The sequence below is a fragment of the Actinomadura sp. 3N508 genome, assembly GCF_044326375.1.
Lineage (GTDB): Bacteria > Actinomycetota > Actinomycetes > Streptosporangiales > Streptosporangiaceae > Spirillospora.
This window is the reverse complement of the sequence record NZ_JBIRAX010000002.1, coordinates 847,091-862,902: the sequence shown is the minus strand read 5'-3', so window position 1 is coordinate 862,902 and position 15,812 is coordinate 847,091. Positions and strand designations below refer to the sequence as shown.

Here is a 15,812-nt window from a genome sequence, read left to right as displayed (position 1 = left end):
TCGCGCGCGGCTCGCTCCCGGCGCCCGGCTCAGTTCGGGCTGGACGCCGGGCGCAGCACGCGCGTCGCGCCCGTGATGAGCGCGGTCGCGAGCACCCAGCCCGTCGTGACCAGCCCGTACGCCACCCAGCGCGACCAGTTCACGGCGTCGTACGACAGCTGCTGCCCGAACGTGTCGAGCGGGATCAGCAGGTCGAGCGTGTAGATCAGCGCGTGGAAGGCGGGCAGCTCGTTGCCCGGCTTGACCGGACGGGGCTCCTCGATGGAGAACACCGTCGTGCCGATGGCGAGCAGGGCCGCGAACCACGCGAACGCCAGCCAGGGACGGTAGCCGTACCCGACCGTCCAGTCGAGGAGCTGGTTCCAGGCCCCGGCCACCGGGTGCAGGTGCCGGCGGCGCGCCCGGAGCTTGGCGAGCTGCACCTTGCGGGCCAGGTCGTCGTGGCCGATGCCGTGGTACCAGGCGGCGAGCTGCTCGTACGGCTGGAGGTGGAACTCGGGGTCGCGGGACACCCAGCTCAGCCGGTCCTTGAGCTCGGCGCCGCGCAGCGTCTCGTACGTCATGCCGTTCAGGTACAGCTCGTCCGGCCAGACGGACGGATGGTCCAGGAGCTGCGCGATCCGGGAGTACGACAGCGACACCCGGCCCTTGATCTTCTCCTCCGGCCACAGGAGCAGCTCGTCGGCCTGCATGTGGCTCGCGTGCAGCGCCATCCGGGCCGGGTCGCCGGAGTCGAGCCGCGCCCTGGAGAACGACAGGATGCCGTTGAAGCGGGCGCTGCGCAGCCGGACGGTGCCGAGCGCGGAGAAGTCGCGGCTGAACTCGGCGGTGTCCTCGACGACCATGTTCTGCGCGTCCAGCGCGATGCGGCCGGGATTGATCAGGGACGTGCGCTCCATGAACAGCCCGCCGTTCATCCGCGCCCCGACGAGGCGCACCCCGCCGGTGATGACCGAGTCGCGGACGAACATCCCGACGTCGACGACGAGGCCGCCGCTGAACAGCGCCCACTCCTCCGGGCTCGGCGCGGTGATCGTCGTCCCGTTCATCCGCAGGCCGCCGCTGATCTGCGCGCGCGGCAGCTTGACCGTGCCGTCGATCTGCGACCCGGACATGCTGACGTAGCCGTCCGCGCGGAGCCCGCCGCCGTCGAACCCGGGCATCCAGCAGTTCTTGAACCGCAGCTGGCGGGTCTCGGTGTTGGAGAAGTCGGGTGCCTCGACGAGCCGGCACGCGTCCAGCAGCAGCTCGTGCTCGATGGACCCGCCCGAGACGTCCAGGCATCCCAGGATGTAGGCGCCGCGGAGGCGGACCGCCGCCACCGTGCCGGGACGGGGGTCCCCGGCGCCGAGCAGCAGCCGGGTGATGATCTCGGCGCGGACCATCCGATCCGGCAGCGGACCGGCGGGACGGTCGTCGCCGAGCGTGACGGTCGCGCCGGTGGGGAACGCGGCCCAGAGGCGCTGTTCCGCGTCGTTGAGTCCGGGGGGCTGGGGCACGGACACTCTTTCTACGCGGAGATGCCCTCTGCGATCCCCAGCCAGGGCCGAGCGAAGCTCGTCGATTGATTGGTGGTGGGTGGGGGCTGGAGGACGGTAGAGGGCATCTCACGTGAGCTGGACGGTTTAGAGGAAGCCGCGGCGGCGTCCGGCGTCCCGGAGGAAGCCGTCGAGCTGCTGCTCCCAGTTCGTGTTCTCGACGGTCGCGTAGTCGACGGTGAACCGGCTGAACGCGTCGCGGCCCTCGGTGAAGGCCCCGCCGCGCTTGTCGAGCTCCAGCACGACCTCCATCGACTGCGGGTACGACACGAACGTCACTTCGAGCTGCTTGATGCCGCGCGCGTACGTGCCCGGAGGGTAGAACTCGATCTCCTGGTAGAACGGCAGTTCCTGGTGGACGCCCCAGATGCGCCCCTTCTCGCAGTCCGCGTTGCGGAACTGGAAGCCCAGGTTGGAGAACGCCGCGAGGATGCGCTCCTGCGCGGGCAGCGGGTGCACCGCGATCGGGTCGAGGTCGCCCGGGTCGATCGCGCCCGCGACCTCCAGCTCGGTCGCGAGACCGACCGTGGTGCCGCGCAGCGGCTGCCCGTACATGTGGGTGAGCGGCGCCTCCCACGGGATGGCGAACTGGAACGGGATGCTGTGCCGGGCGCCGTCGTCGAGCTCGAAGGCACCGGCCACCGGCAGCTTCGCGTATTCCAGGTTGGACGTGTACTCGTTGTCGCCAGACTCGATCTCGACCCTGGTGCGCAGCGCGAGGTTCACCGACTTGATGTCGGAGTCGTGCTGGCCGCCGATGATGGTGATCTCGCCGGTGATGGCACCACCGGGCCTGGTGTTCGGGTCGTGCAGGGTCGTTTCGATCGACGGGCCGCCGATGCCCATCGCCTGACGCAGCTTCTTGAAGACCAAGGTCCGTCCTCCCGTTTCCGAGCACTCCGGGCGCTTCCGTCCCCTACGTCCGGGCGCCCACGTCCCATAGACGCTGCTACGGGAGATTACGTTCCTGAGTGTGGTCGTGACCTGGGAATCGCCGCGCAAAACGGCCGTCAGTGGCCACCACCGGCGAGGTTGAGGCCGACGACGCCGACCAGGATGAACGCCAGCGCGGCGACCTTGAGCGCGGACACCTGGTCGCCGAGGAACAGCATGCCGAGCGTCGCCGTCCCGACCGCGCCGATCCCGACCCACACCGCGTAGGCGGTGCCGACGTCGAGGTGCTTCAGCGCCAGGCTGAGCAGCCCGAAGCTGGTCACGGCGAAGGCGAGGAAGCCGATGGACGGCAGCGGCTCGGTGAAGCCCTTGCTGCCCTTCAGGCACAGGGCCATCGCGACCTCGAAGAGGCCGGCGGCGATGACGAGGATCCAGGGCATGGTCACCCTCCCGGGGACGAGACGACTGCTGTCACGCGCCGTCTTCGCCTGCCGGGTACGACGCACCTCGTCCGGGAGGGCCACGGGCCCTCGCCAGCCTCAACGGCCCCGTGCCGTGGGGCATTCCGCTCGCACCAAGAATGATCAGGATCGGCCGAGGGCGCGGTACTCCCAGCCCGCGGCGCGCCATTGCGCCGCGTCGAGCGCGTGCCGCCCGTCCACCATCCGCTTGTGCCGGACGACCTGCGCCAGCGCCTCCGGGCGCACCTCCCGGAAGTCGGACCACTCGGTCAGCAGGACGACGACGTCGGCGTTCCCGGCGACGTCGAACGCGCTGTCGCCGTAGCGCAGCTCGGGGAACGCGCGGCGGGCGTTGCCGAGCGCCGCCGGGTCGTAGACGCGGACGTCGCCGCCGAGGCCGTGCATGGTGCGGGCCACGTCCAGCGCGGGGGCGTCGCGGACGTCGTCGGAGTTTGGTTTGAACGCGGCGCCCCACACGGCGATGCGCCGCCCCGCGAGCTCGCCGCCGAGCACCTCGCGGACGAGGTCGACGGTGCGCGCGCGGCGCCGCCGGTTGATCTCGTCCACCTGGCGCAGGAACGACACCGCGTGCCCGACGCCGATCTCCTCGGCGCGGTGCGCGAACGCCCGGATGTCCTTGGGGAGGCAGCCGCCGCCGAAGCCGAGCCCCGGCCGCAGGAACCGGCCGCCGATCCGGTCGTCGAGCGCGAGCGCGTCGGCGAGGTCCTTGACGTCGGCGCCGACGGCCTCGCACACCTCCGCCATCGCGTTGATGTAGGAGATCTTGGTGGCGAGGAAGGAGTTGGCGGCGACCTTGACGAGCTCGGCGGTGGCGAGGTCCGTGCGGACCACGGGGGTGCCGAGGGCGAGGAGGGGCTTGAACGCGGCGCGCAGCCGCTCGTCCGCCCAGCCGGAGGCGACGCCGAACACGAGCCGGTCGGGACGCATGGTGTCGTCGACGGCGAAGCCCTCGCGGAGGAATTCGGGGTTCCAGGCGAGTTCGACGTCGGTGCCCGCGGGAGCGAGTTCCTGGACGACGCCGGTGAGGCGCCGCGCCGTCCCGACCGGGACGGTCGACTTCCCGACGACGAGGGCGCGGCGGCGCAGCAGCGGGGCGAGGGAGCGGACGGCGTCGTCGACGTAGGTGAGGTCGGCGGCGTCCGAGCCGGGGAGCTGTGGCGTGCCGACGCAGAGGAAGTGGACGTCGCCGAAGTCGGCGGCCTCCGCATAGGACGTGGTGAACCGGAGCCGGCCCGAGTCGAGCGCCTTGGTGAGCAGCTCGGGCAGTCCGGGTTCGAAGAACGGGACCTCGCCGGACGCCAACCTGCCGATCTTGTGCCGGTCGACGTCCACGCCGAGGACCTCGAAGCCGAGCGCGGCCATGCAGATGGCGTGCGTGGCGCCGAGGTAGCCGGTCCCGATGACGGTCAGTCTCGGGACCTCCGCCTCCCTGTGTTTCATGTGCACCTCCTCTTTCTGCCGCGGGTGAACTGCTGTCGCGGGGGGTTCGGGGTGTGTCGCGGGGTTCGGGGTGTGTGTCATGAGGGTCGGGATGTGATCGTGCACACGATCTTCCCACCGAACCGCCGCGGGGTGTTCGGTACCGGTTACCAGCGGGTAGCATGGTGATGAGTTACCGACGAGTAAGCGCTGCGGGACCGGTAGCCGCCGGGGCTCCGCCGGACGACACGGAGGCTCGCATGGGCCACTACAAGAGCAACCTCCGCGACCTGGAGTTCAACCTCTTCGAGGTGTTCAGGCGCCAGGACCTCCTCGGCTCCGGCCCCTACGCGGACTTCGACGAGGACACCGCCCGCAGCGTCCTCGACGAGGTCGCGCGGCTGGCCGAGGGCCCGATCGCCGCGTCCTTCGAGGACGCCGACCGCCACCCCCCGGCCTTCGACCCCGCCACCGGCGCCGTCACCATGCCCGAGGGCTTCAAGAAGTCCTTCAAGGCGTGGATGGACGCCGAGTGGTACCGGCTCGACCTCGTGCCCGAGCTCGGCGGCAGCCGCGCCCCGCGCTCGCTGACCTGGGCCGTCGCCGAGCAGGTGCTCGGCGCGAACCCGGCCGTCTACATGTTCGCGTCCGGTCCCGGCTTCGCGCAGATCCTCTGGCACATCGGCACGCCGGAGCAGAAGCGGTTCGCCGAGCTGGCCCTTGAGCGGCAGTGGGGCGCGACGATGGTGCTGACCGAGCCGGACGCCGGGTCGGACGTCGGCGCGGGCCGGGCCAAGGCCGTCGAGCAGCCGGACGGAACGTGGCACATCGAGGGCGTCAAGCGCTTCATCACCTCGGCCGAGCACGACATGGCGGAGAACATCTTCCACCTGGTGCTGGCGCGTCCCGAGGGCGCGGGGCCGGGCACCAAGGGGCTGTCGATGTTCCTCGTCCCCAAGTACCTGGTCGATCTGGAGACCGGGGAGCTGGGCGAGCGCAACGGCGCGTACGTGACGAACGTCGAGAAGAAGATGGGCCTCAAGGTCTCCACGACCTGCGAGCTCACCTTCGGCGAGAAGCACCCGGCCGTCGGGTACCTGGTCGGCGACGTGCACGAGGGCATCAAGCAGATGTTCCTCGTCATCGAGTACGCGCGGATGATGGTCGGGACGAAGGCCATCGCCACCCTCTCCACCGGGTACCTCAACGCGCTGGAGTACGCGAAGGAGCGCGTCCAGGGCGCGGACATGACGCAGATGACCGACAAGACGGCCCCGCGCGTCACGATCACCCACCACCCGGACGTCCGGCGCAGCCTCATGACGCAGAAGGCGTACGCGGAGGGCATGCGGGCGCTGGTGCTGCTCACCGCGTCCTACCAGGACGCCGTGCAGATCGCCGAGCACGAGGGCCGCAAGGACGAGACCGCCGAGAAGGTCAACGACCTGCTGCTGCCGATCGTGAAGGGCTTCGGGTCCGAGCGGGCGTACGCGCTGCTCGGCGCCGAGTCGCTGCAGACGCTCGGCGGCTCCGGCTTCCTCCAGGACTACCCGGTCGAGCAGTACATCCGCGACTCCAAGATCGACACCCTGTACGAGGGCACCACCGCCATCCAGGGCCAGGACCTGTTCTTCCGCAAGATCCTCCGGGACGGCGGCGCGGCGCTGAACGTGCTCGCCGGGGAGATCAGGGCGTTCGCCGACTCGGGCGCCGGCAACGGGCGGCTCAAGAACGAGCGGGCGCTGCTCGGCCGGGCGCTGGACGACGTCCAGGGCATCATCGAACCGATGACCGGATGGGCGTTCGGATCGATGGAGAACCCGAAGGAGCTGTACAAGATCGGGCTCAACACGTCCCGGCTGCTCCTCGCGCTCGGCGACCTCATCGTCGGCTGGCTGCTGTGCCGCCAGGCCGAGGTCGCGCTCACCGCGCTGGGCGACGCCTCCGGCCCGGACGAGGCGTTCTACACCGGCAAGGTCGCGGCCGCGCAGTTCTTCTGCCGGACCGTCCTGCCGCGGCTGGCGGCCGAGCGCGCCATCGCCGAGGCCACCGATCTGGACGTGATGGAGCTGCCCGAAGCGGCGTTCTGACCCGCTGATCGTTTTGCGTTGCGGGCCCTCGCTGGGGTATTGGCGGGGGCCCGCCGCGTGTCGCTACTGTTGGCGCGTCCGCCCCCGCCCGGGCTCCCCGCTGGCCCTCCCCCTGACCGGATCCACGATGCGTGCTCTGCCTCTCGCCGTCTCCCTCACCGGGCTCGTCCTGACCGCCGGCTGCGCCGACACCGGCAGGGCGGAGATGAGCGATCCGCCGACCGCCGGCGTCGGCGGGACCCCCACCACGAGCCCGGGATTCGCGAAGGAGGGCTGGTTCGGAAGCGCGGACGGCCTGCACGCGCGCGTCGAGATCAAGGGCGTCGAGCGGCAGTCGGCCCGGGTGGTGCTGCGCTACACGGTGACGTCGCTGGACACGACCACGAAGTCCGTCCCGTTCGCCATCGAGCTGCTCGACCCGGTCGCGCGCAAGCTCTACAAGCCGACCGGCTCGACGAGCGGGGCCGCGTTCGCGCCGGGCGCGACACGCGAGATGGCGGCCGAGTACCCGGCGCTCCCGCGGAGCGCCGAGAAGGTCACCGTGCTCACGCCGGGCACGGCGGGCGAGTTCACCGGGATACCGGTGACGAGCGGGCCGGCCACGTCCACGCCACCCGGCGGCGGCTCCGGCCCACAGCCCGGGTTCTCGCCCCCACCCGGGTTCTCGCCCCCGCCGGGCTTCTCCCCGCCGCCCGGTTTCTCGCCGCCGCCTGGTTTCTCCCCGCCTCCCGGCGGGTTCGCGCGGGCGACGCGCGGGGGGCCGACCTGGTGGTACCGGCTGCCGGAGAACGCGGCCGATCCGCTGACCGCCCGCGCGCCGTCGCCGCTGCCGAGCGGGCGCTCCACGGGGCCGCGGTCGTCCACCGGGGGCACGCCGCCGCCCGTGACCGGCAGCGGCGGCGTCAACCTCGTCGATCTGTACGACATCACCGAGAGCGCGAACCAGGACGTCGCGTCCAGCGGCTCGGTCGTGACGGCCGGCCTGCGCGCCGACGTGCTGTTCGACGGCGCCTCGGCGAAGGTGTCGAGCCGCGCGAAGGCCGTCCTCGACGAGACCGCGCAGCAGATCAAGACGAAGGCCACCGGCCCGGTGACGCTCGCCGGGCACACCGAGACCAAGGGCGACAGCGCGAAAAATCAGAAACTGTCGCAGCAGCGCGCCGACGCCGTGATGAAGGAGCTGAAGACGCGGCTCGGAAACGCCTTCACCTACACCGCGCGCGGCAAGGGCGGGACGGAGCCGGTCGCCAGGGAAGGCGGCGCCGGCGACGCCAGGGCCCGCGCCCGGAACCACCGCGTCGAGATCACCTACCAGCTCAAACCTTCACCTGCCGGAGACACGGGGACGACGTCCGCGACGCACGGGGCGGCGGCGTTCCGGCCGCAGGACGGGAAGACCTACGCCAGCCGCTCCGCGCGCTTCGGCGCGGCGAAACGGCGCATGGACGTCAAGCCGTTCTACCGGGACGGCGCCTACATCGTCGCCGTGTTCGAGATCGTCAACGAGGGCCCCGGAGCCACCCCGCAGGACGCCTCCTACGCGCACCCGGACTACCCCGGCGGCGTGTTCACGTCCTTCTCCGTCCAGGTCCCGGGCGGGAAGGACGTGTACCGCGCCGTCCGCGTCGGGCCCAGGACGCCGAGCGGCCCCAGCGCCTACGTCGCCCCCGGACGCGCCGTGTTCCGCACCGCCGTGAACCAGCCCGTCCGCGGCTTCGTCTACCTGCCGGCGCCGCCGGGGAACGTCACGTCCGTCACCTTCGACGCGGGCCCCTTCGGGAAGTTCGACAGGGTCCCCGTCTCGTAGCCGCGTCCGCGGGCGCGGGCGCCCCGGTCAGCGCAGGCGCTGGACCGATTCGACACCGGGTACGGCCAGCGGCTCCGGCCGCGGGTTGACGAGCCCGAGGAACTCGTGGCAGTGCGGGTCGGCGAAGAGCGCCCACACCTCGACGGTCCCTCGCTCCACGGCGCGCCAGGCGTTGTAGCGGCTGCCGGTGTTCCGGCAGCCGAAGCCCTGGTAGACCTGGTCGGGCGGCCCGCTCGGGTGCGCGCTCTCCCAGGCGTACAGGCCGCTGGCGGCGGCCGCCGGAGCCGTGTCCGGCTCCGGCTCCGGCTTCGGTCCGGCGCCGGTGGCGGGGCTTTGGAACAAGCCCAGGGCGGCCACGGCCAGAGCCAGAGCCGTGACGGGTCGGTGGGTGATTCGCATGACGGTTGTCTCCTTCCGAGCGCTGCGACCAGACGTCTGCGCCCACCGGCTCTCTATCCCGATAGTGAGTGACTAATTACATAGAGTGAGAACGTTGCGAATAGATCACCGTACGCCGTGGACACCGCCCGGGGATGATTGCCGATCGCGTGACGTGTGGTGGACGATCTGAACGGATAGTTAAAGAGCACGCACACAGATCGTCCGGCGGAGGTCATCGATGGGTCTCGGTGTCAGTGTTTTCACGATCACGCTCGGGCTGATCCTCAAGTTCGCGATCAAGCCGGATGCGATGACCGATCCGGTGGACATCCACATCATCGGCGTCATCTTGATCATCGTCGGCGGCGCGACTTTCCTGCTCCAGTTGCTGATGATGTCCCGGATGCAGCAGCGCGGGCCGCGGCTCGGATCCAGGCAGCGGGACGAGCGCATGTACGACGGCGACAACCCGCCTCGCACCTGAACACGCGGGCCGCCGTACGGGGCCGGTGCCGCCCGTGCGGCACCGGCCCTACGACCGCCTGATCAGCCCCAGGCCAGCATCCGGACCGGGTCCTCCAGCATGGCGCCGACGTCGCGGAGGACCCGCGACCCCAGCTCACCGTCCACGATCCGGTGGTCGAACGACAGCGACAGCGTGGTGACCTTCCGGATCGCCAGCTCGCCCTCGTGCACCCACGGCATGTCGCGGATCTGGCCGAACGCCAGGATCGCGGCCTCGCCCGGGGTGAGGATCGGGGTCCCGGAGTCCACCCCGAACACGCCGACGTTGGTGATCGTGATCGTGCCGTCGGACAGGTCGGCCGGGGACGCCTTGCCCGCCCGCGCCTTGTCCGTCAGCTCCTGCAGCGCGCGGGCCAGGCCGGGCAGGTCGAGGTCCTGCGCCTCCTTCACCTTCGGGACGATCAGGCCCCGCTCGGTGGCCGCCGCGATCCCCAGGTTCACGTACCGCTTGACGACGATCTCCGCGCCGGACGGGCCGTCCACCCACGTGGAGTTCACCTGCGGGTTCCGCGCCACGGCCGTGAGCAGCGCCCGCGCGACCAGCAGCAGCGGCGACACCTTCACGTCCGCGAACTCGGGCAGCTCGCGGAGGCGTTTCACGGTTTCCATCGTCCGGGTCACGTCCACCTGGAGGAACTCGGTGACGTGCGGCGCGGTGAACGCCGAGCCGGACATCGCCGCCGCCGTCGCCTTCCGGACGCCCTTGACCGTCACCCGCTCCTCGCGGGCCCCCGCCTGCACGGGCGCGGCGGGCGCGGCCGCGGCCGGTGCCGCCCCGGACTGCGCGGCGAGGACGTCGTCGCGCGTGATCGAGCCCTGCGGGCCCGAACCGGTGATCGTCGCGAGGTCGATCCCGAGGTCCTTCGCCAGCTTCCGGACCGGCGGCTTCGCCAGCGGCAACCCGTTGTCCACAGCCTGTGGACGAGCCGCCGGGGACGCCGGGGGAGGTGTTCGCTGGACAGGCGGCGCGGAGGGAGGTGCGGGGGAGGCCGCGGCGGGCGGTGGCGGTGCGCCGTTGGCCGCCTGCTTGCGCGGGCGCCGCTTCGTCGCGCCTTCCTTGACGCCGTACCCGACGAGCACGGGCTGGCGCTTCGGCGGCGCCTCGGACGACACGATCCCCGGCTCGTTCGGGGTCGGCACGGCGTCCGTCTCCTGCAGCGCCGCGGCCTGCGCCGGAGGCTCCGACACCGGTGTCGCGACGCCGCCGTCGGCCTCGGCGTCCACGGAGATGATCGGGGAGCCGACGTCCACGGTCGCGCCCTCGGTGACCATCAGCTCCGTCACCACGCCCTCGAACGGGCAGGGCAGCTCCACGATCGCCTTGGCGGTCTCAATCTCGACGATGGTCTGGTTGATCTCGACCGTGTCGCCGGGCTGGACATGCCACTTGACGATCTCGGCCTCGGTCAGGCCCTCGCCCACGTCCGGCAGGTTGAAGATCTTCGGGCTCACCGGCGTCACCACGCGAAGGTCCGGTCGACCGCGTCCAGGATGCGGTCGAGATCGGGCAGGTAATGGTCCTCGTTACGGGACGGCGGGTACGGCGCGGAGAACCCGCCGACCCGCAGCACCGGCGACTCCAGCCGGTAGAAGCACTTCTCGGTGACCCGCGCGGCCAGCTCGGCGCCGAAACCGCTGAACACCGGCGCCTCGTGGACGACGACGCAGCGCCCCGTCCGGTTGACGGACTCCACGACGGTGCCGATGTCGAGCGGGTTCAGCGAGCGCAGGTCGATGACCTCCAGCGTCCGCCCCTCTTCGGCCGCCGCGGCGGCGGCCTCCAGGCACGTCTTCACCGACGGCCCGTAGGCGAGGACGGTCACATGCTCGCCCGGCTGGACGATCCGCGCCTCGTGCAGCGGCGTCCAGTCCGCGGACGACGACTCGACATCGACCTCGGCCTTGTCCCAGTAGCGGCGCTTCGGCTCGAAGAAGATCACCGGGTCGGGTGAGGCGATCGCCTGCTGGATCATCGCGAACGCGTCCAGCGGGTTCGAGCACGCCACGACGCGCAGCCCGGCGGTGTGCGTGAAGTACGCCTCGGGCGACTCCGAGTGGTGCTCGACCGCGCCGATCCCGCCGCCCCACGGGATCCGGATCACGACGGGCAGCGACAGCGTCCCGAGCGACCGCATCGGCATCTTCGCGAGCTGGGTGATGATCTGGTCGGCGGCGGGGAACACGAACCCGTCGAACTGGATCTCCACCACCGGGCGGTAGCCGCGCAGCGCCAGCCCGATCGCCGTCCCGACGATGCCGGACTCGGCCAGCGGCGTGTCGATGACGCGTTCCTCGCCGAAGTCCTTCTGCAGGCCGTCGGTGATGCGGAACACCCCGCCGAGCTTCCCGACGTCCTCGCCCATGACGAGGACCTTCGAGTCGTTCTCCATGGCCTTGCGCAGGCCCTCGTTCATCGCCTTTCCGAGGGTGAGCGTGGTCATCGGGCCTCCTCGCCGGACTGCTCGAACGACGCCAGATAGGCGGCGAACTGCTCCTGCTCCTCGGACATCAATGGATGCGATTCCGCGTAAACGTGTTCGAACATCGCCAGGGGCTGCGGGTCGGGCATCGACAGGCAGCCGTTGCGCAGTTCCCGGCCGAGCTGCTTGGCCTCGTCCTCGACCTTTTCGAAGAATCCCGTTTCCGCGAGGTCATTGCGCACCAGATACGCCTTGACGCGTTCGATCGGGTCCTTGAGCTTCCACGCCTCTTCTTCGGCCTTGAGCCGGTAGCGCGTGGGGTCGTCGGTCGTGGTGTGGGCGCCCATCCGGTAGGTGAACGCCTCGATGAGCGTCGGGCCCTGGCCCGTCCTGGCGTTCTCCAGGGCCTTCTTCGTCACGGCCAGGCAGGCGAAGACGTCGTTGCCGTCCACCCGCAGGCCGGGGAACCCGTACCCCTGCGCCCTGCGGTAGAGCGGGATCCGCGACTGCTTCTCAAGCGGCTCGGAAATGGCCCACTGGTTGTTCTGGCAGAAGAACACGATCGGCGCGTTGAACACGGACGCGAACACGAACGACTCGTGCACGTCGCCCTGCGAGGTCGCCCCGTCGCCGAAGTAGGCGATGGTCGCGGCCGCCGAAGGCGTGCCGAGGACGCCGTCGCGCTGGACGCCCATCGCGTAGCCGGTCGCGTGCAGCGTCTGGCTGCCGATCACGATCGTGTACAGGTGGAAGTTGTGCTCGGCGGGGTCCCAGCCGCCATGGCTGACCCCGCGGAACAGGCCGATCATGTTGAGGTGGTCCACGCCCCGGCACCAGGCGACGCCGTGCTCCCGGTAGGTCGGGAAGACCATGTCGTTCTCGGACAGCGCGCGTCCGGACCCGATCTGCGCGGCCTCCTGGCCGAGCAGCGAGGGCCAGAGGCCCACCTCGCCCTGCCGGGTCAGCGCCACGGACTCCAGGTCGAGCCGCCGGACGATGACCAGATCGCGATAGAGGTCGCGTACCTCCTCGGCGCTGAGGTCCAGGGGGTAGTCGGGATGCTCGACGCGCTCCCCTTCGGGGGTGAGCAGCTGGACGAGTTCGGGTTCGGCCAGCTCGGGGTTATCGGGCGCGCCTCGCACGGAGTCGATCGTCATCGATGACACTCCTCGTTCGGGGCCGGCGCGCGGGATCGCCGCGCGGATCGGCCGATGTCCACGACCTCCGTCCCCGGTAAGGGACAAAAGCCGCTTATGCCATCGTGGCAGACCTCACACCCCGCGATGCAAGTCCTGCCAACGGGACACCTACCCCCGGCAATGGCAGAGCACGCAAACGTGACACATGCCACCCGGGCCGACGGGCCGGATCATCTACTCGCGGGAGAGTGCCCTGGTCACGCCCGCCGCGACGGTCAGGCCGAGGACGAGCCCGGCCGCGACGATGAAGTTGGCGATCCACTGGTAGACGCCCTTGGGCGCGAACGCCATCTCCTGCCCGAGCGTGCCGATCGGCAGGATGAGATCCAGGGTGTAGAAGAACGGGTTGAAATGCGGTTTCTGGCCGCTGTCCAGGACGTCCGGCTTGTGGAGCGAGAAGACGATCGTCCCGAAGGCGAGCAGCCCGATCAGCCAGCTCGCCGCGCGGAACGGGCGGTAGCCGTAGCCGACCAGCCCGTCCTGCAACCAGCCGATGATCTTGCGGGAGACGCCCTGCGTCCGGCGCCGGTCGCGGGCCTTGGCGAGCAGGACGTAGCGGCCGTCGGCGTCCAGGCCGAGCGCACGATAGGTCTGGGCGAGGCGCTCGTAGGGCTGCGGGGCGTAGCCGTCGGTGTCGCGGCGCAGCCAGTCGAGGCGCTGGCGGGCGGTGAGCGGCGGTTCGAGCGTCTCGTACTGGAGGCCGTCGAGCTGGAGGCGCTCCGGCCAGGACGCGGCGTCGTCGCGCAGCAGGTTGATGCGGGCGTAGGACAGGTCGGCGGTGCCGTGGATCGGCTCGGCGGTGCGCAGCAGCAGCTCCTCCGCCTGGACGCGCTGCAGGCTGAGGGCCGTCCCCTGGTCGTGCCGCAGCCGCGCGTCGCGCAGGCTGAGCTGGCCGGTGACGCGGGCGCCGGAGAAGCTGACGGCGCCGACGGCGGTGAAGCCGTCCGAGCAGTAGATGTCGGTCTCGACGGTCAGATCGTCGGCGTTCAGCGCGGTACGCCCCGGCGCGGAGAGCCGCGCGCCGACGAACGACAGGTACCCGCCGACGCTGGCGCCGCGCAGCCGGACCTCGCCCTCGGCGGTGAACCCGCCGTCGCAGAACACGTTCGCCGCGACGTCCAGGCGGCTCGCGTAAAGGGCGGGCCCGGACGGATTGCTCAGCCGTGCACCCCGCAGGATCAACTGCCCGCCGATGCGCGCCCCGGGCAGCCTGACCTCCCCGTTGGAGGTGAACCCCTGGTCGCAGTAGACGTTCGCCTCGACCGTGAGCCGGTCGGCGAGCAGCGCGTCCCCGCCCGGATTGCTCAGCTGGACGCCCGACATGTTCAGGATTCCGGTGATGTTGGCGCCGTCCAGCCACAGCCCGCCGGTGATCCGGCTGCCCTCCAGCCACAGATGCCCGTCCACCCGGGTCCCGGACGCGATCAGCCCGGGCAGCCGGCAGCGCATCAGATGGACGCTGTTCATGCTCGCCCAGTACAGGTGCGGCGCCTCGTCGAACGAGCAGCCGGTGAGCGCCAGCGGGACGCTGACGTCCGCGTGCCCGAGGTTGAGCGAGCCGGTGATCCGGGCCCCGCCGAGCCGGACGGCCGCGACCTGCCCCGGCTCCGCCTCCACCGCCCCGACGAGCAGGGCCACCAGGACCTCTGCCCTGACCATCCGGTCATGCCCCCAGTGGTCGGCCTGCGCTATGTCGTCGAACGCGGGGTCCCCCGACGTCAGGTCGACCGATTCGCCCTTCGGGAAGGCTTCCCAGAGGCGGCGCTCCGGCGGGGTCAGGTCCTCGACGTTCATCGGGCGGCTCCGGCGTGGGGCTGGGGGGCGGGACGGGCACGGGGTGGGCTGTGACTGGCCATGGTGCCGTACGCTTCAGGATCGTAAGGAAAAAGTGCTGATGAGTGAGGGGGCTGCCGTGGCGCGTGTCGTCGTCGACGTCATGCTCAAGCCGGAGATCCTCGACCCGCAAGGTCAGGCCATCGCCCGGAAGCTGCCGCAGCTCGGGTTCGACGGGATCGTCGCCGTCCGGCAGGGCAAGCGGTTCGAGGTGGAGCTGGAGGGCGAGGCCGACGAGGCGGCCCTGGAGCGGGTCGGCAAGATCGCCGAGACGCTGCTGGCGAACCCGGTCATCGAGAACTACGAGCTCCGCGTCCTCTAGCCGTCCTGGGCGGCGTGGCGGCCGTCCCAGCGCTCCCACCCGTCCTGGCGCTCCCAGGCGTTACGGCCGCTATCGGCCGTCGCAAGCGTCTAAAACGGTCCAAAACACTTCGCGCGTTTCAGGGGTTCTCGCCGTTCGGCGCCCCTGACGTGGAATGGCATGCAATACCGTTCGATTCCGAGCGCATTGGTGCGTTCCAGGCGATGGTCCGGGTTAGAGCGTGCCAACGCGGTGATCGTGAAAGACCCGCGACTATAGCGATTACGGAAGATTCCGCCGGGGAACTGTTAGCTGCGTCGAGTCGTCGAGCACGCTCCGGGACCGGGGGAACGGTCGCAGCCCGGAGCGGACACGAGGTGTCCGGGTGGATATGAGGATCTCGCTCTCGCTACCGTGCGAGGCGCTGAGCATCCCGGTGGTCCGCCGCGTGGTGGGAGACGCGCTGCGGGGGCTGGGCGTTTCCGATGACTGCGTCGACGACGTCCTGGTCGCCGCCTCCGAGGCGTGTACGAACGTCGTCCAGCACGCACGCGCCACCGGTGACTACGAGATCGCCGGACGGGTGGACGAGGGCGTCTGCACCCTCACGATCACGGACCAGGGCCGCGGGCCCAGGCCGGCCCCCGAAGAACGGGGGATTTTGAGCGAATCCGGGCGCGGCATTAAGATCATGCGTGCGCTGGTGGACGATCTGGACATCGACTCCACCCCGGACAGGGGCACGGTCGTCCACCTGCGGAAGCGCCTGACCTGGCGAGACGGGGCCCTGGTCCGGCGCCTCGACCGCAGGCTCATGCACAGCGCCGGGTAGATTGGTACGCGCGCGGGGGAGAATCGACGCGCATCGGGGTGATCGGCGGAACGACCCGCCCGTCCCGGCCGCCCCTCATTTCGGAGGAACA

General features: G+C 70.8%; 14 protein-coding genes and 1 riboswitch. Of the genes, 5 read left to right on the top strand and 9 right to left on the bottom strand.

Translation table 11 applies throughout. The features are described 5' to 3' along the window. Window positions 1-29: 29 nt before the first annotated feature. The 4 genes from ACH34S_RS10155 to ACH34S_RS10140 form a co-directional block, all read right to left on the bottom strand. The gene (locus ACH34S_RS10155; RefSeq protein WP_395952235.1) at window positions 30-1,499 is read right to left on the bottom strand and encodes a hypothetical protein; all 1,470 of its coding nucleotides are present in this window, start codon (window positions 1,497-1,499) and stop codon (window positions 30-32) included. A gap of 126 nt (window positions 1,500-1,625) precedes the next feature. After that, window positions 1,626-2,411: a sporulation protein gene (locus ACH34S_RS10150; RefSeq protein WP_395952234.1), complete on the bottom strand. Its 786-nt coding sequence runs from the start codon at window positions 2,409-2,411 to the stop codon at window positions 1,626-1,628. A 137-nt stretch (window positions 2,412-2,548) separates the two neighbouring features. Continuing rightward, window positions 2,549-2,872, bottom strand: coding sequence for a DMT family transporter (locus ACH34S_RS10145; RefSeq protein ID WP_395952233.1), 324 nt, complete (start codon window positions 2,870-2,872; stop codon window positions 2,549-2,551). Between the two features lie 32 nt (window positions 2,873-2,904). Next, window positions 2,905-2,967, bottom strand: a riboswitch (guanidine-III (ykkC-III) riboswitch). Between the two features lie 49 nt (window positions 2,968-3,016). Beyond that, window positions 3,017-4,354 carry a UDP-glucose dehydrogenase family protein gene (locus ACH34S_RS10140; RefSeq protein ID WP_395952232.1) on the bottom strand — a complete coding sequence of 446 codons (1,338 nt, stop codon included), beginning with the start codon at window positions 4,352-4,354 and terminating at the stop codon, window positions 3,017-3,019. Between the two features lie 239 nt (window positions 4,355-4,593). Between ACH34S_RS10140 and ACH34S_RS10135 the strand changes: the two genes are divergently transcribed. Both ACH34S_RS10135 and ACH34S_RS10130 read left to right on the top strand, forming a co-directional pair. Beyond that, the gene (locus ACH34S_RS10135; RefSeq protein WP_395952231.1) at window positions 4,594-6,423 is read left to right on the top strand and encodes an acyl-CoA dehydrogenase; all 1,830 of its coding nucleotides are present in this window, start codon (window positions 4,594-4,596) and stop codon (window positions 6,421-6,423) included. 127 nt (window positions 6,424-6,550) lie between these two features. After that, window positions 6,551-8,230 (top strand): OmpA family protein, encoded by a 1,680-nt coding sequence (locus ACH34S_RS10130; RefSeq protein ID WP_395952230.1) that lies wholly within the window; start codon window positions 6,551-6,553, stop codon window positions 8,228-8,230. Between the two features lie 27 nt (window positions 8,231-8,257). On the opposite strand, the gene ACH34S_RS10125 is transcribed toward ACH34S_RS10130, so the two are convergent. Further along, the gene (locus tag ACH34S_RS10125; protein WP_395952229.1) at window positions 8,258-8,629 is read right to left on the bottom strand and encodes a hypothetical protein; all 372 of its coding nucleotides are present in this window, start codon (window positions 8,627-8,629) and stop codon (window positions 8,258-8,260) included. 220 nt (window positions 8,630-8,849) lie between these two features. Between ACH34S_RS10125 and ACH34S_RS10120 the strand changes: the two genes are divergently transcribed. Then, window positions 8,850-9,095 carry a DUF6458 family protein gene (locus ACH34S_RS10120; RefSeq protein ID WP_395952228.1) on the top strand — a complete coding sequence of 82 codons (246 nt, stop codon included), beginning with the start codon at window positions 8,850-8,852 and terminating at the stop codon, window positions 9,093-9,095. 62 nt (window positions 9,096-9,157) lie between these two features. Here ACH34S_RS10120 and ACH34S_RS10115 read toward each other — a convergent pair whose 3' ends face one another. From ACH34S_RS10115 to ACH34S_RS10100, 4 genes are all read right to left on the bottom strand, one after another. Continuing rightward, a complete protein-coding gene (locus ACH34S_RS10115; protein ID WP_395952227.1) occupies window positions 9,158-10,588 on the bottom strand; it encodes a dihydrolipoamide acetyltransferase family protein in 1,431 nt (476 codons plus the stop codon). 5 nt (window positions 10,589-10,593) lie between these two features. Beyond that, window positions 10,594-11,577 (bottom strand): alpha-ketoacid dehydrogenase subunit beta, encoded by a 984-nt coding sequence (locus ACH34S_RS10110; RefSeq protein WP_395952226.1) that lies wholly within the window; start codon window positions 11,575-11,577, stop codon window positions 10,594-10,596. Beyond that, entirely contained in the window at window positions 11,574-12,713 is a 1,140-nt protein-coding gene (pdhA, locus tag ACH34S_RS10105) for a pyruvate dehydrogenase (acetyl-transferring) E1 component subunit alpha (RefSeq protein ID WP_395952225.1), read from the bottom strand. The genes ACH34S_RS10110 and pdhA overlap by 4 nt, the downstream gene beginning before the upstream one ends. 216 nt (window positions 12,714-12,929) lie before the next feature. Continuing rightward, a complete protein-coding gene (locus ACH34S_RS10100) occupies window positions 12,930-14,549 on the bottom strand; it encodes a hypothetical protein (protein WP_395952224.1) in 1,620 nt (539 codons plus the stop codon). A 118-nt stretch (window positions 14,550-14,667) separates the two neighbouring features. Between ACH34S_RS10100 and purS the strand changes: the two genes are divergently transcribed. Continuing rightward, complete coding sequence (purS, locus tag ACH34S_RS10095) at window positions 14,668-14,910, top strand: phosphoribosylformylglycinamidine synthase subunit PurS (RefSeq protein ID WP_171064619.1); 243 nt, start codon at window positions 14,668-14,670, stop codon at window positions 14,908-14,910. 370 nt (window positions 14,911-15,280) lie between these two features. Next, window positions 15,281-15,721 carry an ATP-binding protein gene (locus ACH34S_RS10090; protein WP_395952223.1) on the top strand — a complete coding sequence of 147 codons (441 nt, stop codon included), beginning with the start codon at window positions 15,281-15,283 and terminating at the stop codon, window positions 15,719-15,721. The last annotated feature ends 91 nt before the right edge of the window (window positions 15,722-15,812 follow it).